This window comes from Paenibacillus sp. NPDC058174, assembly GCF_042883865.1.
GTDB lineage: Bacteria > Bacillota > Bacilli > Paenibacillales > Paenibacillaceae > Pristimantibacillus.
In genome coordinates, this window is record NZ_JBHVUY010000001.1 from 1,849,409 (window position 1) to 1,867,297 (window position 17,889).

The following is a 17,889-nucleotide window of genomic DNA, read 5'->3' on the forward strand; positions in this document are numbered from 1 at the left end:
TCACCTCTCGTGAAGTATTTGCGACTATCTCCTGCCATTTATGTTACCTTACCAATGCCTTGCGGCTGAATGAGTGATTGTTTGCTTTTACAGTCGAATATTGGCTTGTATTCTTGTTTTTAATTTCCATCATTGTATAGATCTCCATTAATAAAGGCGCTCCAGCAGCGTCTCCAGCTTTCGTCTATGCGCCCCGGGGATGAACTCATGCCCGTGATAACGGTGCACCGAAATTTCCTTAGAGCAGTTCAAATGATTATACGCGGCGAAAATCGTAGAAGGAGGCGTAATATTGTCGACCAGCCCGACCGTCATGAACGTATGGCAGCGAATACGCGTGCCAATATTCATAATGTCGTGATAGGCGAGCGTCTTCCTTGCCTGCTGTTCGATCGCCGGATCGGAATAGCGGCGGAAATATTCGTTCAGCTCCTGATAAGGCATCGTATCGGCCGTGTCGATAACCCGCTCGAAATTCGTAAAGCCCGGATAGTCGGCACAGGCAACGACCGGAATCGGAGAAAACGCGGCTGCCGCCAGCGCGATGCCTCCGCCTTGGCTCGCTCCTGCTACAGCGATTCGTCCGCTGTCCACCTCAGGTATCGCTGACAGCACCTCTACCGCGCGGACCGCATCCATAAAGACGCCCCGGAAATAATAGTGCTCGGGATGCTGAATCCCCTTCGTCAGCCAGCCGGCAATGGAGCCATGCGGTGAAATAACATTGTCGGAGCTTTCGCCCTGTTGTCCGCGTGTGGACATGTGCAGTACCGCATACCCCTGCAGGCATAAATTGACCGTTTCATGGATATCCCCGTCAGGAGACCAGTTGTAGCCATGATAAGTTACAATACCCGGCAGCTTTCTTTCGCCTGCCGGAATCGCCAGCCATCCTTCAATGGCAGCGCCTTTAAAGCCGGTGAAGCTGACTTTGAAGAGCTCCGCCCGGCGGCTGGGGTAAGCGACTCTGGCCAGCGAGTATTCAATCGGCGTGAGCGCCAGCTCCTCCAGCGAGCGATCCCAAAATTCGTCAAAGTCTTCCGGCTTCGTTAATTCAGGCTTGTACGCCCTAAGCTCATGCAGCGGCATATCGGTTTGCTGTGCCATATTTAGTCCTCCCGTTTCGCTTTCCCAAGCTCATCCCGCCAAGAATAAAGCGGCTTCCACGGGAGCAGCTTTTTGGCGAGTCCGTTGCTGACGATCGCTTCGAAGCCTTGGAATGCCGATCTCCGGTCGGTTACATCCGGGTAGAAGGTGTCCAGCAGCCTCTGCGTTTCCCAGTCGCTCAAGCAATCATCGCTTGTAATATTGAGGCAGATCGCGCCGCGATCCTCTACACGGAGCGAAGCGATACATGCGCTAACTGCGTCGCGAATATCAATATAGCTCCAAAAAATATGTTTGAACTGCTCGGGTTTGCTAATGCTCAGGTGCTGATATTCCTCCTGTGCAGCAATTAAGGAGAAGCGCAATGAAATGACCTGCATACCGACACTCCGGTCGAACATCTCAGCGGTCACCTCATTGACCACTTTGGAGAGCCCGTAACATTCCTGCGGCTGCTGCGGATGCTCCTCATCCACTGGCAAATAGTCAGGAGAGAATCTGGTTTTCGCCCATGCAAAGCCGTATGAGGACTCGCTTGAACCCATCACCACTTTACGGATGCCCAGCACTGCTGCAGCTTCCAATATGTTATAGGCGGAGATCGTATTATTCGTAAAAATATAAGGATTCGTATATCCTTTCGGTGCCGGAATCGCTGCCAAATGAATAATGGCATCCACTCCCTGCACTGCCGCGATGACTTCGCCAAATTGGCTAAGATCGGCCTTGATTTGCTTGCAATGCAGCTGGCCGGATCTCACCGTATCAATCGAAACGACCTCTATTCCTTGCCGTAATAATTCCTTTACCAGCCTCGTTCCCAGCTTGCCGCTGCCGCCCGTAACTGCGATTTTATTCATTTCCGGCTGCACCTCCATCATTTAAACGGTATTTGCTCCCACGCTTGGCTGGAATAAACATGTCAGGATAAGTGTAAGCGAAGCCGGAAATTCGCCAAATGAGACGATGCAAAACTTTCTATCGATTTTTTATCTTCTTTTTGCCCAAATGATCGTTTGGAAGCGCTTGTAGACCGCCTCTGGATACGCTAGACTAAGACTATACTCGTCCCTTTACAGGAAGGCGGCCGGTTCCAATGAAAGAACAGCATATGCATGCTTGGCATGAGAAAATCACCCGAAAAACAAATTCCCCGCTTAACATCATTATCAGTCCCGTCGAGTTTGGTACGGGTGCGCACTGGCACAAGGAAATGGAAATTGTCTATATTATGGAAGGCAGTATGGAAATCGGACTGCATCATGAAAAAATCGCCATGCAGCCGAGAGATCTGCTCTTCATCGGCTCTTGTGACGTGCATCAGTTTTTTGCCAGCCCGGAAGGCTGCAAAAAAATTATTTTGCAGCTGGAGAAATCGATCTTCGATCATTGCGCGGATGAAGTGTTCAGCAAACGGTTTGACACTCCCCATCTGAGCTCGGACGATACGCTGATGACGGACGGCATGCAAACGCTTCATTCGCTATTTGAGCGCAGCGCCCTCGTTATTTATGAGGAATGGGAAAACCGCCGGCAGGGCTGCGAGCTTGCCATTAAAGCAAGAGTGAATGATATGCTGACAGCCATCGTGAGGGATATGCCGATGTCTCCCTACTCGCCTGAGGAAACGATTAAGCGGCTGGAAAAGCAGCGGCGGCTGGAGGATGTTCTGAAGTTTATCGAGCAGAACTATGAATCAGACATTACGCTCACGAGCGCTGCCGACGTCTCCGGCTACAGCGTGCATTACTTTTCCCGCTTCTTTAAAGAAGCAACGGATAAAAACTTCGTCGATTACGTCAATGAATTTCGAATTACGGAAGCGATGGAGCAGTTGAAGGACGGAGATGCCTCCGTGACCGATATCGCCTTTAAAGTCGGTTTCAACAGCATTGAGACATTCAATCGCGTCTTTAAAAAATTGAACGGCTGCACGCCAACCGCCTACCGGAGCAAAATATGACAATCGCTCATCAATCCCTGACAAGTCAGTCAGGGATTTTTCTTTTATAGTGGAGCTATTAAGCCAGAACATATAGGATGCGGCGTCAAAGCTGGCGAAAACGCATTCACTTTAGGGAGGCGCGATTGGAATGACACAAACGAAAACGACAAACGAAGTGTATAAAGATCCGACAGCCGACATCGAATCCAGAGTTAGCGATTTGCTTGAGCGGATGACGCTCAAGGAAAAGGTCCGACAGCTTGATCAATACTTTGGCGCCTCGTTTATGAGCGCGGCCCATCCCCGGATGATGACCGTTATGGCCGATGATGCCGAGATTTTATGGGATCGGGTCAAATCCGTCATCGGCGAGGAAGGCATCGGCTGCATCCATGATTTGTATGGAACGGTAGAAACGAACAACGCCTTGCAAAAATACGCTGTCGAGCAAACGCGGCTCGGCATCCCGATTCTATTCAGCGAAGAAGCGCTGCACGGCTTGCTTCGTCCCGGCTTTACCGTCTATCCGCATGCCATTACGACAGCTTCGACCTGGAATCCGGAGCTTGCCCGGCAAATCGGCGAGGGGATCGCTGCTGAGACCCGCAGCCATGGCATTCATGAAACGTTTGGCCCTGTGCTGGATCTGGCTCGCGAGCCGCGCTGGGGGCGCGTCGAGGAAACGTACGGCGAGGATACCCATCTAGCCAGCCGGATGGCTGTTGCGATGATCCAAGGGCTGCAGGGCGACGATCTGTCCTCCGGCAAAAATATTATTGCGGAACCGAAGCATTTTGCCGTTCATGGCATTCCCGAATCTGGATTGAACCATTCACCAGTTGTCATCGGACTCAATGACATCTGGTCCTATCATATGCCGGTATTTGAAGCGGCTTTCGTTGAAGCCGGCGCTATCAATGCCATGTGTTCCTATAACTCTATTGACGGAGTGCCTTGCTCGGCAGACCACAGCCTGCTGACAGGCGTGCTTCGAGACAAATGGAATATGCCGGGCTTCGTCCGCTCCGATCTGGGCGCAATCGCCCGTCTGGAGCATGCCCACTACACGGCTGAATCCGGCAAAGACGCGATTCGCCAGGCACTTGTTGCCGGCACAGATATGCAATATTACGACTATCCGCATGATGTATATCAGCAAGCGATTATTGAAATGGTTCAAGAGGGCGAGCTTGGCATCGATACGATCGATACAGCTGCCGGCCGCGTGCTGAAAGTCAAATTTATGCTCGGATTGTTCGAGCGCCCGTACGCCGATCCTTCCCTGCCGCAGCAGGTTGTCCGCTGCGCTAAGCATGGCGAGACTGCGCTGCAGACAGCCAGAGAAGGCATCGTTCTGCTGAAGAACGAGAGCAAGACGCTGCCGCTGGCGAAAGGCTTGTCCACGATTGCGGTCATTGGACCAAGTGCCAATCAGGTGCGGCTTGGCGACTACACGCCGTTCATCGAGGGCTTCGAGCCGACAACCGTGCTGAAAGGAATCAAATCCGCAGTCAGCTCCAAAACAAAAGTGCTGTATGCCAAAGGAACTGGCGTGCTCCAAGATGAACTTGAGGCCATTCCGATCGGCAGCTTCACGGACGGCAGCGGCAACTCCGGGCTGCGCGCCCAGTATTTCAACAATACCGACCTGAGCGGAACGCCGGTTGTGGAACGAATTGACCCTTATATCGACTACAACTGGGTCATTACGAAGCCTGACCAAGCGATTGACAGCATGAACTTTACCGTCCGCTGGACGGGCAAGCTTGTGCCGAATATGAATGTATCCGGCTTCATCGGAACGCTCAGCCAAGACAGCATGCGCTTCTGGCTGGACGGCGAGCTGCTCATTGACGGCTGGGGCAAGGACAAGAGCGCTAACCAAAGCGTGCCCGTTGAGCTCAAGGCCGGCCAAGAATATGATCTGCGCGTTGAATATTGGAAGGATACGAACGGCGTCGAAATCGTATTGGGCTGGAGTCATGCGGAGGAAAGCATTCAAGAGGCTGTCGAGCTTGCCCGCAAAGCTGATGTTGCCATCGTATGTCTCGGCGACTCGGAGCGGACTTGCGGCGAAGGCGTCGACCGGAACAGCCTGGATCTCCCTGGTGATCAGCAGAAGCTGCTCAAAGCGATTCACGAGACGGGAACACCGGTTGTGCTCGTACTGCAGAACGGCAGGCCGATTACGCTGGGCTGGGAATCGGAGCATATTCCAGCTATCATTGAAGCCTGGTATCCGGGCGAACGCGGCGGCGAAGCGATCGCCGAGGTGCTTTTTGGGGACTATAATCCGGCAGGCCGCCTTCCCATGTCATTCCCGCGGACAATCGGCCAAATTCCGGTCTATTACAACCGGCGCCGCGGCGGACAAAAGCATTATGTCGGCGGCGACAACCGTCCGCTCTATGCATTCGGCCACGGGTTAAGCTATACGACCTTCCGTTATGACAGCATCTCAATTCAGTCCACAACAATCGCTCCCGGCGAGAATGCTGTCGTGACTGTCCAACTGACGAATACAGGCAGCCTGGCTGGTGACGAAGTTGTTCAGCTGTATGTCAACGACGTGTTCAGCACCGTTGCCCGTCCTGAGAAGGAGCTCAAGCATTTCCGCAGAGTTCACTTGAAAGCCGGAGAATCGACGACGATTACCTTCACGCTGACACCGAAGGACTTGAGCGTACTGAACCGCGAGCTGAACTGGGTAGTTGAGCCGGGCACCTTCAAAGCGCTCGTCGGCCCAAGCTCCGACAATATTGCTTTATCCGTCGATTTTATCGCAATTTAAATCAGGTAATGCTAGCTATGCTTAGCAGGGAACGATAGGATAGGATAGGATAGGATAGGATAGGATACGATGCAGGGGTGAAGCTCGCTTTCGTAGCTGGTGCGGCATGAGGAACTAGAATGCAATATGGAAAAGGGTGCATCCTTCCATCCAACGATGGCGGGATGCACCCTTTCTTTATTTTTCGCAGACAATTTCAAGATCGCTGCTCGTTTTGGCTTATGCTGCCGCATTCCGGGGTCGCTGCGCGTTTTGGTCCATGCTGTCGTTCTTGATTCCACTGCCCCATCGCTTACACTCTGGATAGTGGCTCGAATCTGCAAAATGCCAGCCTGAACTCAAAACGCTCCGCTCACCCTATTCTGTAACGCACTCAGAGCTAACCATTTATTGCAAACCCCGGGACCGCTGCGCGTTCTGGCCCATGCTGCCGTTCTTGATTCCACTGCATGATCACTGCGCGTGTTGGTTCTTACTACCGTTCTTGATTCGATTTCTTCATCGTTCATATCCTCTTATTCCCTCACAAATGATCTTTAGAGTCTAGTTTGCTGCAGCAGCAACTAAAGCGAGACATCAAAATGTAAAAGCGCATTTAAATATCCATTTTTTAGGTGATATATCGCCCCAAAATGCAAAAGTGCATTTTGATTGGGAGAAAACAGCTTAATTAAGCGTTTTTGAAGGATTTCAACTGCACTTTTACATTTTGATGGCTATTTTGGCACTTTTGAGGCTCATCAAAATGTATTTTTGCATTTTGATGAGGTCTCGAGGAAGCCAGGCAGTCAGTTTTGTCTGGATAATCATTTAACTCGTCACTTCGATAGTTGCTGCCAATAGTGGATATGCGCACCTCCACCAAACCAGACATAGTTCCTAACGTTAGTTTAAGGAAGCGGCTCATTGACGTGAAGTTGGTTTAAGTACATATCTGAGTACGTCGAAGTTACCTTATGCAGAAGTCCCTGCGCCACATAATCGAGGAGGTAAGCCCCCCTTACATAATCAGCAACAGCACGGTTAACTGCCCGGGGCAGGCGGGGGATAACGGATGTAGTTCAGTAACTTTTACGAAATTAGGAGCCCCTGTGGGACTTAACCCTCTCCTTTCGCCTCGACATGAAGCCGTTAAGACCCCGGCAGGGGCTTAACGGCCTGATTACATGCGCTTTTCGGCAGGCTGACGGCTAATTTTGTGAAGTTAAGGCCTTTTGAGGGACTTAACCTTCTCCTTTTGCTTCGCCACGAAGCCGTTAAGGCCCCGGCAGGGGCTTAACGATCTGTTGACATGCCCTCTTTGGCAGGGAAACGTCTAAATTGGTGAAGTTAAACCGGCCTTGTGTAAGGACGGTTAACATTTTCCATAAGCGGACTGTTATTTAACAATGATGTTGTAAGGAAATGAACCGACATACGAGGTTCCTTGATCGTTTCCTTCAATTGTAACTTCGGTTCTGAATATATCCGCCTCTTTATCCGACCCGAGCCAAATTCTCTTGTGAGCGGATAGAATAAATAAACCATCGACGTCCCCCACAGCAGCAAATGAATTGTTGTTATCATGATAGGCATCCAACTGCAAATTGCTCTCCAAAAGCTTCATAGTGCTGTTTACATCATGAACAACCAGACCGATTTCACTAATATTTAAAAGGCTCATACTCGAAAAGGTGGTGTCTGCTGCGTTATTCAAGGAATTTCTAGAAATAAACTCAACAATATTACCAGCTGGATCATCAAAATAAATGGATGTTGCATCCCATGTTCTAGAGTAAATTTTGTATGTTTGGTTGGGCAAAAGATTTAATGATACTTTTTTAGAAGCTAACCAATCTATCGATTCATCCATATGGTTTTTGGGAATGTCAAAGGCAAAATGATAGTATGGGTTCTCCCCCGCATTTTCTGTTCGCTCAAAGGTTAAGGAAGATTGCCCTGCCGATACAGTAAATGAATCCTTTGAATGTTCCAGTAATGGAAGTCCAAGTAAATGAGCGTAAAACTTTTGAAGTGGTTCTAAGTCTTTCGCAAGCAGCCGCACACTGTGTATCCGCAAAATACACTCCCCCCTATTTCATGAAAAGTAAGAAAATAAAATTGAAATATATTACCATATGATTCATTGATCTGATCTTATTACCGGTTGTGGTGCTGAAACAACCGTATATCTCCAGTAAACTTTATGATTACACTCCCGCACTCCGGCTGCCCGATGAACCGGTATCTGATCCGACTCTACCTATCTATATGCAAAAAAAGATAAGCCTTCATGAGACATATCATTTCATGAAGGCTTATCTCGGATGCGTTTAGTTAACCTTTGGATGCTAAATATTCGTCGACGATGGCTTGCGTTCTGGCCAAAATTTTAGCGAGCCCGTTATTTTTTTGCAGCTCAATATAATAGGCCACCGACTGCTCTACATCGACAACCGTACCATACTCAATCGGCCTGCCGTACTCTTCGCCTAGCTGGTCACGCACAGCCAGTTCATCCTTCATGCCGTCTTCCGCGATGAACAATCCGTCAAGAGGCGAAATGACATTGAAAGACTCGTTTGCGAACTCCTCTTCTTTTACCCAGAAGTTTTTGCCATAGGTAGCTGTCGGGCGCATAAATTGCGGCTTCCAAAACGCCCACTGCCCGCCCCATTCCATATAGTTGCTGGATGAGGTTTGCATTCCTTCCGGATAGTCAGCAGCCTCCCCGTTGAGGAGGTAAGTCTTGCCCTCGATACCATAGATCACTAGATCGTACAGCGTCCGATCCGTTTCCAGCATATCAAGGAACCGCAGCACCCGGTCGGGATTTTTGGAATTCCGGTTAATGGCTACGACATTCGCAATCGAGGAACGATTAACGAACTTTTTGTCCGGGTACAGCAGCGACATGCCCTGCTTATAGGTTGGATCAACAAAGCCTGGGTCAGCATTCGCCCATTCATGGGACGTAATCGTAAACATCGACTTGCCGTTTCTCCACTGGAGCGACGCGTCGCCTTTATCGATAATGGCATCCCGGTTAATGAGCCGGTCATCGTACCAGACCTTCGACAGCTTCGCGGATTCGAGATAGAACGGCTGCTGTTCAACAGCCCGCACCGTAATCTCCGGGTCATTCCAGTAAAAGCCCAAGCCGTGAAAGTTCATATCGACCCATTCTTCTTTTGAGAAAAAGAGAGATAAAGGCGGCGTCCGATTCAGCTTTTCGTTCGGATAGGCTTTCTTCAATTCCCGAAGCAGCCAATCGACATCTTCAATCGTCTTAATGGAGTCGGGCTCAATCGTCAAGCCCGCCTTCTCGGCAAGGTCAACCCGCCAGCCGGCGAATTTGCGCTCATTCATTTTCATCGTCCATGGAAGTCCTACGATTTGCCCGTTCACCGTTGCGGCCGACAGCGTCCCTTGCTCCTTATACTTGCGAAGCAAATTAGGCGCATATTTCGGAAGCAGCTCGTTAAGCGCCATATAGGAGCCTTTCGCGGCAATCAGCTTGTAGGAAAGCCAGTCCCCGTCGAAATTCATATCCCAGGTGTCGCCCGCTGCCGCCATTGCAAGCATCTTTTCCCTGTATTCGCTGAAAGGGATAAAGTTAATGTCGAATTTAACGTTGAGTCCTTTGCTTTTGACATAGCGGCTCACTTCAGACCATACCTCATCGGTAGCGGCCTTCTTTTCCCCGCCAAAATAAAACTTCAGCGTGATTTCCTTTTCCTGCTCTGAACCGTTTTTGGAACCGTTATAGGCAAAATCATCGTGATTGCTGCTTCCGCAGGCCGCAACGCTAAGGCATACCAGCATTGCAGCTGCAAGCATAAGCAGCTTTGCGACAAGTCGGTTCATCGAACCATCCTTCCGGGCAATAATTTTAATGCAAAACGAGGGTGAACTCCGGTTTTGTCGTGTTCCTTAACGCGCATTCAGTTCCTCGCCGTCCTGCAGCACAGGATGCTTCAGCGTAATCGTCGTCCCTGCGCCGGGAGCCGTCTCGATCATCAGCTGATACGATTCTCCGAAGTAAATTTTCAATCGTTCATTTACGTTGCGCAGGCCAACTCCTCTTCTTACGCCCGGAGCAACAGAGCTTCCCGGCGTATGTTCCTTCTGAAGCTCCTCAACGACGGATGCTGGTATGCCCTTACCGTTGTCGGCAATAGATATAATGATATCCTGCTCTTCCCGCTTCGCGGAGATGATGATTTTACCCTTCTGGAAATCATCCCGTACGCTATGCTGGATCGCGTTCTCCACCAACGGCTGCAGCAGCAGCCGCAAGAACGGCAGATCAAGCAGCTCTTCGTCGAAGGAGTAAAGGATGCGCACCTGCTGGCCCATACGCGCCTGCTCGATCATAACGTAAGCCTTAACCTGCTCGATTTCGCGCCTGAGCGTCGTATTTTCTTTCCCCTGATTCAGGCTTAGTCTGAGCAAATTGCCGAGTGCCGACACCATCTCGCTAATGTCGCTGCGTCCGTGATTTTCCGCCTTCCAGCGGATGGATTCCAGCGTATTGTACAGAAAATGCGGATTGATCTGATGGCTCAGCACCTGGAATTCCAGCACCTTCTTTTTACGTTCCGCGAGCGAAGCCTCCTCGACCAGACCCTCAATCTGCTTGACCATATTGGAGACCCCGCTGTACAGCCAGCCAATCTCATCCTGTCTGGAGGATTTCGGGATCAAATCCTGCATATTATCGGTCTCCAGCCTTCTCATCAACCGCACCAAATGGGCGATCGGCTGCGTGTAGCGGGACGTGATGTAGAATATAACGCCGATACAGCAGATCAAATAAAGGATAAGAAAAATAACGAGCATCCGGTTGATTTCATCGATCGTTCCCGTCAGCTCTTGAAGCGGCGTCAGGCTCGCCATCGCCCACGGCTGGCTGTCCAGCTTAACATAAGTCGCGAGATAGGTTTGCCCGTCGATGGTAACCGCCTGCGAGCCTTGATCCGCCGATGCCACGAATTTGATATAAGAGGGAGAAGGAAACTTCTGGCCCGTCCATTCATTGGCGGAAGAATCATAATAGATCATGCCGTCTTCGTTGAGCAGCAGCATCTTCTGGTTTTTCAATTGCGCAGAAGGTGAAAAATAACGGGCCAAATAATCTTCCGACAAGTCCGTTGCGATAATGCCGCGCGGCCTGCGGTCGTATAGTCCGGTAAACCGCTTCACATAAGACAGCAGCGGCTTCTCGTATGCGCCCTGCCTTGGCATCGACAAATACCAGGACGGGCTGATCGTTGCTCGTGATCGTTGAAACCAGTACCGTTCCTCAATTTGAATCGATTCTCCGATCGTACTTAAGTAAGACGGATAGTCGGCCGGGCGGATCGGGTAAATTTTGACCCGAAACGCATCAATCGCAGGCGTATTCTGATAGAGAAACGCAAGCATATTGACGGCAAATGTTTCCTCTGCGGCAGCATCGGTCGGCTCCTTCACAAGCAAATCCTGCAGCTGCTTATTACCGATTAAGTCGTTAACCTGATCGTTGAGCTTGTACAGATAAAGCTCGAAGCTTTTTTTCGCCTGCAACAAATAGCCCATGGTCATCTTTGTGTTGGTGTTCGAAATACCCTCAATCGATTTAATATGCGAATAATAGGCGAATAATAGAAAAGGTACGATTATGATGAGAAAAAAAATAAAAATCATCCGGTTCCGAAACGATGTTGCCAACCGCAAGGAACCTTTTTTCAACAACTGCATCGTCCACGCTCCGACTGCCGAAACGGCCAAATAATACGGAAAAATGGAACGCGAAAGGCCGAATCCCCCTTATGCAGCGAATACGCTGCTTCAAGCGACCGGCCCTTCCATTCCTGCTATTCCTCCGCAATTCCCTTCTGTCTTCGATATTCCTTCGGCGTACAGCCTACCTGCTTCTTGAACAGCTTCGAGAAGTGGACAGGGTCCTTGTAGCCGACCTGATAGGAAATCTGATACACCTTGAACTGAATGTCCCCCAGCATTTCCTTCGCTTTCTCGATCCGGATATTGGTCAAATATTCGAGAAACGTCATCCGCTTCTCTTTCTTGAACAGCTTGCTAAGCCACACCGGCGTCACATGAACCGCGCTGGCTACGCTATGCAACGTCAAGCTGTCCGCATAATTGTTGTGCATCAGCCTTTCCGCTTCGCACACGATCTGACTCGGCATTGCCGATACGGTGCGGAAATCTGCGGCGATATCGAGCAAGAACCGCTCGGTCTGCTCCTTCAGCGATTGCAGCGTATCATACTGCTCCAGAAGCTCCCATACCGCTATCGGATTGCTGCCCCATCGCTTATTCGGGACGCCTGCGGATGCCGCTTTGCGGAAGATTTCGAACAGCCACTGGAATATTTCCTGCTGAATATCTTTCAACTGCGAGAGGCGCCAAGCCTGCACCATTTCGATAAAATGATCCATCGCCGCTGAAATATCTTCGTCAGAGCCGTATTTGACCATGTCCAGCACCTCATCGGGCTCACGCAGCGACAGATTGTCGCATTCTCCCTCCTGATCCTGCCACAGCTCGGTAAAGAGACGATTTCCGCCGAATAGCGCCTTCCGCTCCAGCACATCGGATGCAGCGACGAACATGTCATGCAAATGCTCCAGGCCGCCCGGTGTCGTGCGCATGCCTGCGCTCGCCTTTACTTTGACGAACTCGTTAATCCGCTGAATGCACAGCTGTGCGATGCCGCTCGCCAGCTTGGCATGCTCCTGCCGCATGCAGCCCAGCATCACAACCCAGCGGTTGCACCGGTCCGTGCCAATCGCGAACGGATACGGATATTCCTCCTCCAGCGTCTGATTCACAACGTTGCCGATGCCGAACAGCACCAGCTCCTTATCCTTCAAGCGGCGGTTCTCAATCGCCTTCAAATCGTCAGCTTCCACGACGACCAGCATCATCTGATGCTGGGACATCCACTCCAGATTCAGCGATTGAAGCCGGTGGCGCTGTCTCGCTTCGCGATGCGGATCGAACGGCAGCTCGAACATTTCCCGCAGCAGATCCTCACGCATTTTCGGAATGGCGAACCGCATTTGATTGAATAATTGCTGCTCATGCTGCCGCTCCACCCGCTGCTCGTAAATATGATCGGTAATCCGGCTGACCACCCCGTCCAGCTCATCGAGATTGATCGGCTTCAAAATATAATCGAGCACCCCGATTTGGAGCGCTTGCTTAGCAAGTTCAAAATCATCATAGCCGCTGACGACAATCGTCTCCGGCTTATAATCTTCATAGGGCTCCAAAGAACGCAGAAATTCCAGCCCGGACATTCGATTCATTTTAATATCAGTCAAAATAAGATCCGGCCTTTGGTCGAGCGCCATCCGCAGCGCGGAGTCGCCATCATCGGCGACAAGCACCTGATTTATGCCGAATTTATCCCATGGGAAGCGCTTCCGTAAACCTTCACGAATCTCGAATTCATCATCCACTATAAGAGCTGTCAGCATTTTTTCACCTCTCCAGCCGAATTTAACATCCAATGGGTTTTGGCCTACTGTCTATCTTCATACTAACCCACTCAGTTTTAGATTGCACGGGGTAATTTTACAATTTTATAGGGCAGGTATAAACCGGATACCCGAAAAAGGTCGTTATGCCCTTGAAAGTTTACTTTTTCCCCGTAGATCAGCCTCATCCTCCCCACTAAAATGAACATATGTAAATATGCTGCCAAAAGGAGCTGTTAAACCGATGATCCATGCCAATCACATAAACAAAACGCTGGGCAAATTGAAGAAGCTCGACGAGATCTATACCGAGCTTATTTTCGAAAAAGTCGGCGAGGTCGAAACGGTGTTTTTCGAAACGGACGAGCATCGCTACCAGGTTCCCGAGGGCAACGAGGGCTGGCGCCCGGCCAAATCCGGACAGCAATGGGGCAAAGAATGGGGCTCCGCCTGGTTCAAAGGCCATTACACGGTGCCCAAGGAGCTGCATGGCCGCAAGCTTTATATCCGCGCAGAGACGGATGGCGTAGAAACCTTCTTCTTCGTGAACGGCAAGCCAAGCGGCATCTTCACGCATCCGAGAGAAGCGGCTAACCGCGGCAATCATCATACGCTGCTGCTGACGAAGGAAGCTCAAGCCGGCACTGGATTTGACCTAGCCTTCGAGGCCTATGCGGGGCATCCATGCGTCGGAACGCAGCCGTATCAGGTGAGCGAGGCGAACTTCTCCGGCGAGCAGCGCTACAATCGCGTCTATACGTCTATCGATGTCATGCTCTGCCGCGAGGACGTGAAGGATTTCGTCTTTGATCTGCGCACGCTTCAGCAAGTGGCGGGCTCCGGAGCGGTCGATCCGTTCCGCCGGGCCAAAATCGAAAATACGCTGCTCGAGCTGTTCCCGATTCTCGCGCAATCACCGAACGAGGTTGCCGAAGAGGTATGGCGGGCTCCTCTGCGCCAAGCAAGAGAACTGATGCAGCCGCTGCTGGAGCGGAAAACGGGCGAATCTGCACCAAAGACCGGCATCATCGGCCACTCCCATATGGATACGGCATGGCTGTGGACCCGTGATGAGACGATTCGCAAATGCGCGCGCACCTATGCGAATGTACTCAGCTTGATGGAGCAATACCCGGAATATACGTTCATCCAAAGCTCCGCTTTTCATGCCGAGCTGATGCGCCGTCACTACCCGGACATTTTTGAAGGCATGAAGCAGCGGATTGCCGAGGGACGCTGGGAGATTAACGGCGGCGTCTGGATCGAAAGCGACTGCAACCTCGTATCCGGCGAGTCGCTCATCCGTCAGTTTCTCGTCGGTCAGCGCTATACCCGCAAGCATTTCAACTATACGGCAGACGTGTTCTGGCTGCCTGATACGTTCGGCTACAGCGCCGCTATTCCGCAGATTATGGCCGGAACGGAAGTCCGTTATTTCTTAACGACGAAGCTTTCGTGGAATGATACAAATCATTTTCCATATGACACATTCTACTGGCAGGGGCTGGACGGCACGAAGGTACTCACCCACTTCAATACGATTCACTGCTGGCCGGATGCCGAGACGCTGATCGACCGCGTCTACGCTTCGCATAACGCTATTGCTCACAAGCGCGTGAATGACAGCCGGCTCGTATCCTACGGATTCGGGGACGGCGGCGGCGGGCCGCAATACGAAATGATTGAAATGGCTAGACGCTCCGCCGATCTGGAAGGCGTGCCAAAAACCGAGCATACGACGGCAAGCCGCTTCATGCAAAATTTGGAGGCAGAAGCAGTCAATCCTCCGCTTCATGTCGGCGAGCTGTATTTCGAGGGCCACCGCGGAACGTTGACGCAAATTCACCAGATCAAACGCAACAACCGGAAGGCAGAATTCGCGCTCCGCAATTTGGAGCTTGTTGAATCGATCAGCGGCACGAAGGGCGGCCGTATTGATAAAGAGCGTCTGGCTTCGCTTTACGAGCTGCTGCTCATTAACCAGTTCCATGATATTTTGCCGGGCACCTCGATTCCCGAGGTCCATGACCGTGCCATTGCAGAGGTTGGCCAAGTCATTCTGGATGCGGAAAAAGCGACTGCTGGGCTGCTTGCGGGAGCAGGATCGGGAGCGGCTGACGAGAATGCCGTAACGGTGTGGAATACGCTGAGCTGGGACCGCAAAGGCACGGTTGCTATTGCCGGCTTGTCTCAGAATCAGACTCTGGCGGACGAGTCGCTTCTCTCGCAGCGGATCACCGATGTATTCGGCAGCCACAAGCTGCTCGTAGGAGAGACAGTGATACCGGCTATCGGGTCGCGTGTCTTTGCACTGAAAAATGCAGGGGCGGACGCGGTGGATGCGCCTTCTCCGTTCCGCTATGACGAGACAGCAGGCACGCTGGATACGCCGCATGCTCGGGTTCGTTTTGACGAATTCGGCTATATCGATTCCTTCGTTCATAAAGCTAGCAGGCGCGAGCTTCGCGGCAGCGGCCATCCGCTCAACGCTTTCCTGATGGGCGAAGACCTGCCGGGCGCTTGGGACAACTGGGATATCGACCGTGATATTTTCAGCAAGCTGCAGCTGCAAACCCGTCTCGTCGCCCGTGAAGTCGCCGCAGACGGCCCGCTTCAGTTCCGCCTGCGCAGCGAATACCAGATCGGAAGGCAATCATCCATTACGCAGCATATGGTGTTCCACTCGGATTCGGCTCAAGTCGACTTCGAGACGGTTATCGTATGGCGCGAGAAGCACCAGCTGCTCAAGGTCGGCTTCGACGTCAATTTGCTCGCTCAGCAGGCCCGCCACGAGGTGCAGTTCGGCCATGTCGAGCGTCCAACCCACACGAATACGCCGTATGATCAGGCGATGTTCGAAGTATGCGCGCATAAGTGGACGGATCTGTCGGAAAACCGCTTTGGCGCAGCACTGCTGAACGACTGCAAATACGGCGTATCCGTAATGGGTTCTGATATCCGCCTGACGCTCCACAAGGGCGGCGCTCACCCTGACCCGCGCGGCGATGCCGGCATTCACGAAGTGACTTACTCCCTGCTGCCGCATGAAGGCGGCTTTGCAGCAGAAACCGTCATTCGCCCGGCCTACGAGCTGAATGTGCCTGCGCTTTCGGTTCGCGGAAGAGCTGCTGCGCAGGAGCAATCCTTCCTCGCGATTGACGCTCCAAACGTTATTGTCGAAGCGGTGAAGCCGGCTGAGGACGATGACGCCTATGTCATCCGCCTCTATGAAGCGGAACGTTCGGCGGTGAAAGGCGCTCTTCTAACGTTCGATAAGGCGCCAAAACGCGTTGTTATCGCCAACATGCTGGAAGAGGCGCAGGAAGAGCTGGCCTTGAAAGGAAACTCAGTATCGCTTGATTTCCGGCCGTTTGAGATTAAGACGGTGAAGGTTTACGTTTAATCGGTGCGGTTGCGGTGAAGAGACGCTGGGCGATGTGAACGTGACTGGCGTGGGCTGTCGAGAGAGATTTCTCGGCAGCTTTTTACATGCGCGTACAACGTACCCGAGGTCGCTGCGTGTTGCATGGCGTCCAGTGTGCGTAACGCACCACACCGGGGTCGCTGCGCGTTTTGGTTCGTACTGCCGTTCTTGATTCCATTCTCGCATCGCTTACACGATGACTAATGGATAGAACCTGCGAAAAGTCAGCCCGAACTCAAAACACTCCGCTCACCCTATTCGGCCGGCACAAATCTTCTTGAAGCTATGGACAACGAAGCGGATTCGCTTTTTAGCGAAGACCGATTCGCTAATTGTGGTCAAAACGTGTGATTTCAGGCCGTCCTCTCGCATTAGCGAAGAGATTTTCGCTGTTGGTGAAGCTGCGTTCTCGAAAAACGAAGTTTAGTTCGCTATAGCTGAATCACCTTCAATTAGCTGTAATATAGCGAAGTTTGATTCGTTCTATAGCGAAGCAGATTCGCTATTGGCCGCGGCTAGCTAATCAAAATGCAAAACTGCAGGTTGTGAGCCATTTTTTCGATGTTTTCCCGCTTCAAAATGCAAATGTGCAGGTTGGTTGGCCCAAAACAGTCCGATTTCGCAGAAACGAGCGATTTCAAATGTACTTTTACATTTTGATGGCCATTTTGGCCCTTTTAGCGTTTATCAGCATGCACTTTTGCATTTTGTTCACCATCCAGCGGGGGGGCAACTAATTAGAGAAAGTTTAGTTTACCACCTTTGCTACAGAGGCGACTAGTTAGAGAAGGTCTGGTTTACCGCCCATGCTACAAAGGCGTCTAGCTAGAGAGTATTTAGTTTACCGACGGTGCTGCAGAGGCAACTAGTTAGTGGGTGTTTGGTTAGCAGCCTGATGTGACGGGAATGACAAATTAGGAGAGGTAATTATCCGCTTGAGTTACTGGGGTCGCTGGATTGATTAACTGTTATCTGATGCTCGTGGAAAGTTTGTAGAGGTTTAATCGATTGCCGTCGAGCATTATGGGAGAGGCCAGTTTGGATGTGGTAGGGTTCATCGGCATCTACAAGGACAGTTCACCAGCTAGAGGAGGTTTAAGAAGCTAGCTAACCATTCTCCTCTTTCGCCTATTATATTCATTTAGCGAAAGAG

Annotated in this window: 9 protein-coding genes; 3 read left to right on the forward strand and 6 right to left on the reverse strand. The window is 51.3% G+C overall.

Translation table 11 applies throughout. The features are described 5' to 3' along the window. Positions 1-147: 147 nt before the first annotated feature. Together ACFVVF_RS08500 and ACFVVF_RS08505 are read right to left on the reverse strand one after the other, a co-directional pair. Positions 148-1,107 carry an acetylxylan esterase gene (locus ACFVVF_RS08500; protein ID WP_387807130.1) on the reverse strand — a complete coding sequence of 320 codons (960 nt, stop codon included), beginning with the start codon at positions 1,105-1,107 and terminating at the stop codon, positions 148-150. Positions 1,108-1,109: 2 nt separating this feature from the next. Further along, positions 1,110-1,967, reverse strand: coding sequence for an NAD-dependent epimerase/dehydratase family protein (locus ACFVVF_RS08505; RefSeq protein ID WP_387807133.1), 858 nt, complete (start codon positions 1,965-1,967; stop codon positions 1,110-1,112). Positions 1,968-2,203: 236 nt separating this feature from the next. On the opposite strand from ACFVVF_RS08505, the gene ACFVVF_RS08510 reads away from it, so the two are divergent. Continuing rightward, positions 2,204-3,070 carry a helix-turn-helix transcriptional regulator gene (locus tag ACFVVF_RS08510; protein ID WP_387807136.1) on the forward strand — a complete coding sequence of 289 codons (867 nt, stop codon included), beginning with the start codon at positions 2,204-2,206 and terminating at the stop codon, positions 3,068-3,070. A gap of 130 nt (positions 3,071-3,200) precedes the next feature. Next, positions 3,201-5,843: a glycoside hydrolase family 3 protein gene (locus tag ACFVVF_RS08515; protein WP_387807139.1), complete on the forward strand. Its 2,643-nt coding sequence runs from the start codon at positions 3,201-3,203 to the stop codon at positions 5,841-5,843. A 1,378-nt stretch (positions 5,844-7,221) separates the two neighbouring features. Here the strand turns inward: ACFVVF_RS08515 and ACFVVF_RS08520 are convergent. The 4 genes from ACFVVF_RS08520 to ACFVVF_RS08535 all read right to left on the reverse strand — a co-directional run bounded on the left by ACFVVF_RS08520 (position 7,222) and on the right by ACFVVF_RS08535 (position 13,312). Continuing rightward, positions 7,222-7,902 (reverse strand): VOC family protein, encoded by a 681-nt coding sequence (locus tag ACFVVF_RS08520; protein ID WP_387807142.1) that lies wholly within the window; start codon positions 7,900-7,902, stop codon positions 7,222-7,224. Between the two features lie 257 nt (positions 7,903-8,159). Next, the gene (locus ACFVVF_RS08525; protein ID WP_387807145.1) at positions 8,160-9,689 is read right to left on the reverse strand and encodes an extracellular solute-binding protein; all 1,530 of its coding nucleotides are present in this window, start codon (positions 9,687-9,689) and stop codon (positions 8,160-8,162) included. Between the two features lie 66 nt (positions 9,690-9,755). Beyond that, positions 9,756-11,534 carry a sensor histidine kinase gene (locus ACFVVF_RS08530; protein ID WP_387807148.1) on the reverse strand — a complete coding sequence of 593 codons (1,779 nt, stop codon included), beginning with the start codon at positions 11,532-11,534 and terminating at the stop codon, positions 9,756-9,758. 146 nt (positions 11,535-11,680) lie between these two features. Further along, complete coding sequence (locus ACFVVF_RS08535) at positions 11,681-13,312, reverse strand: response regulator (protein WP_387807151.1); 1,632 nt, start codon at positions 13,310-13,312, stop codon at positions 11,681-11,683. Between the two features lie 244 nt (positions 13,313-13,556). On the opposite strand from ACFVVF_RS08535, the gene ACFVVF_RS08540 reads away from it, so the two are divergent. After that, complete coding sequence (locus ACFVVF_RS08540; protein WP_387807154.1) at positions 13,557-16,715, forward strand: alpha-mannosidase; 3,159 nt, start codon at positions 13,557-13,559, stop codon at positions 16,713-16,715. Positions 16,716-17,889: the final 1,174 nt, after the last annotated feature.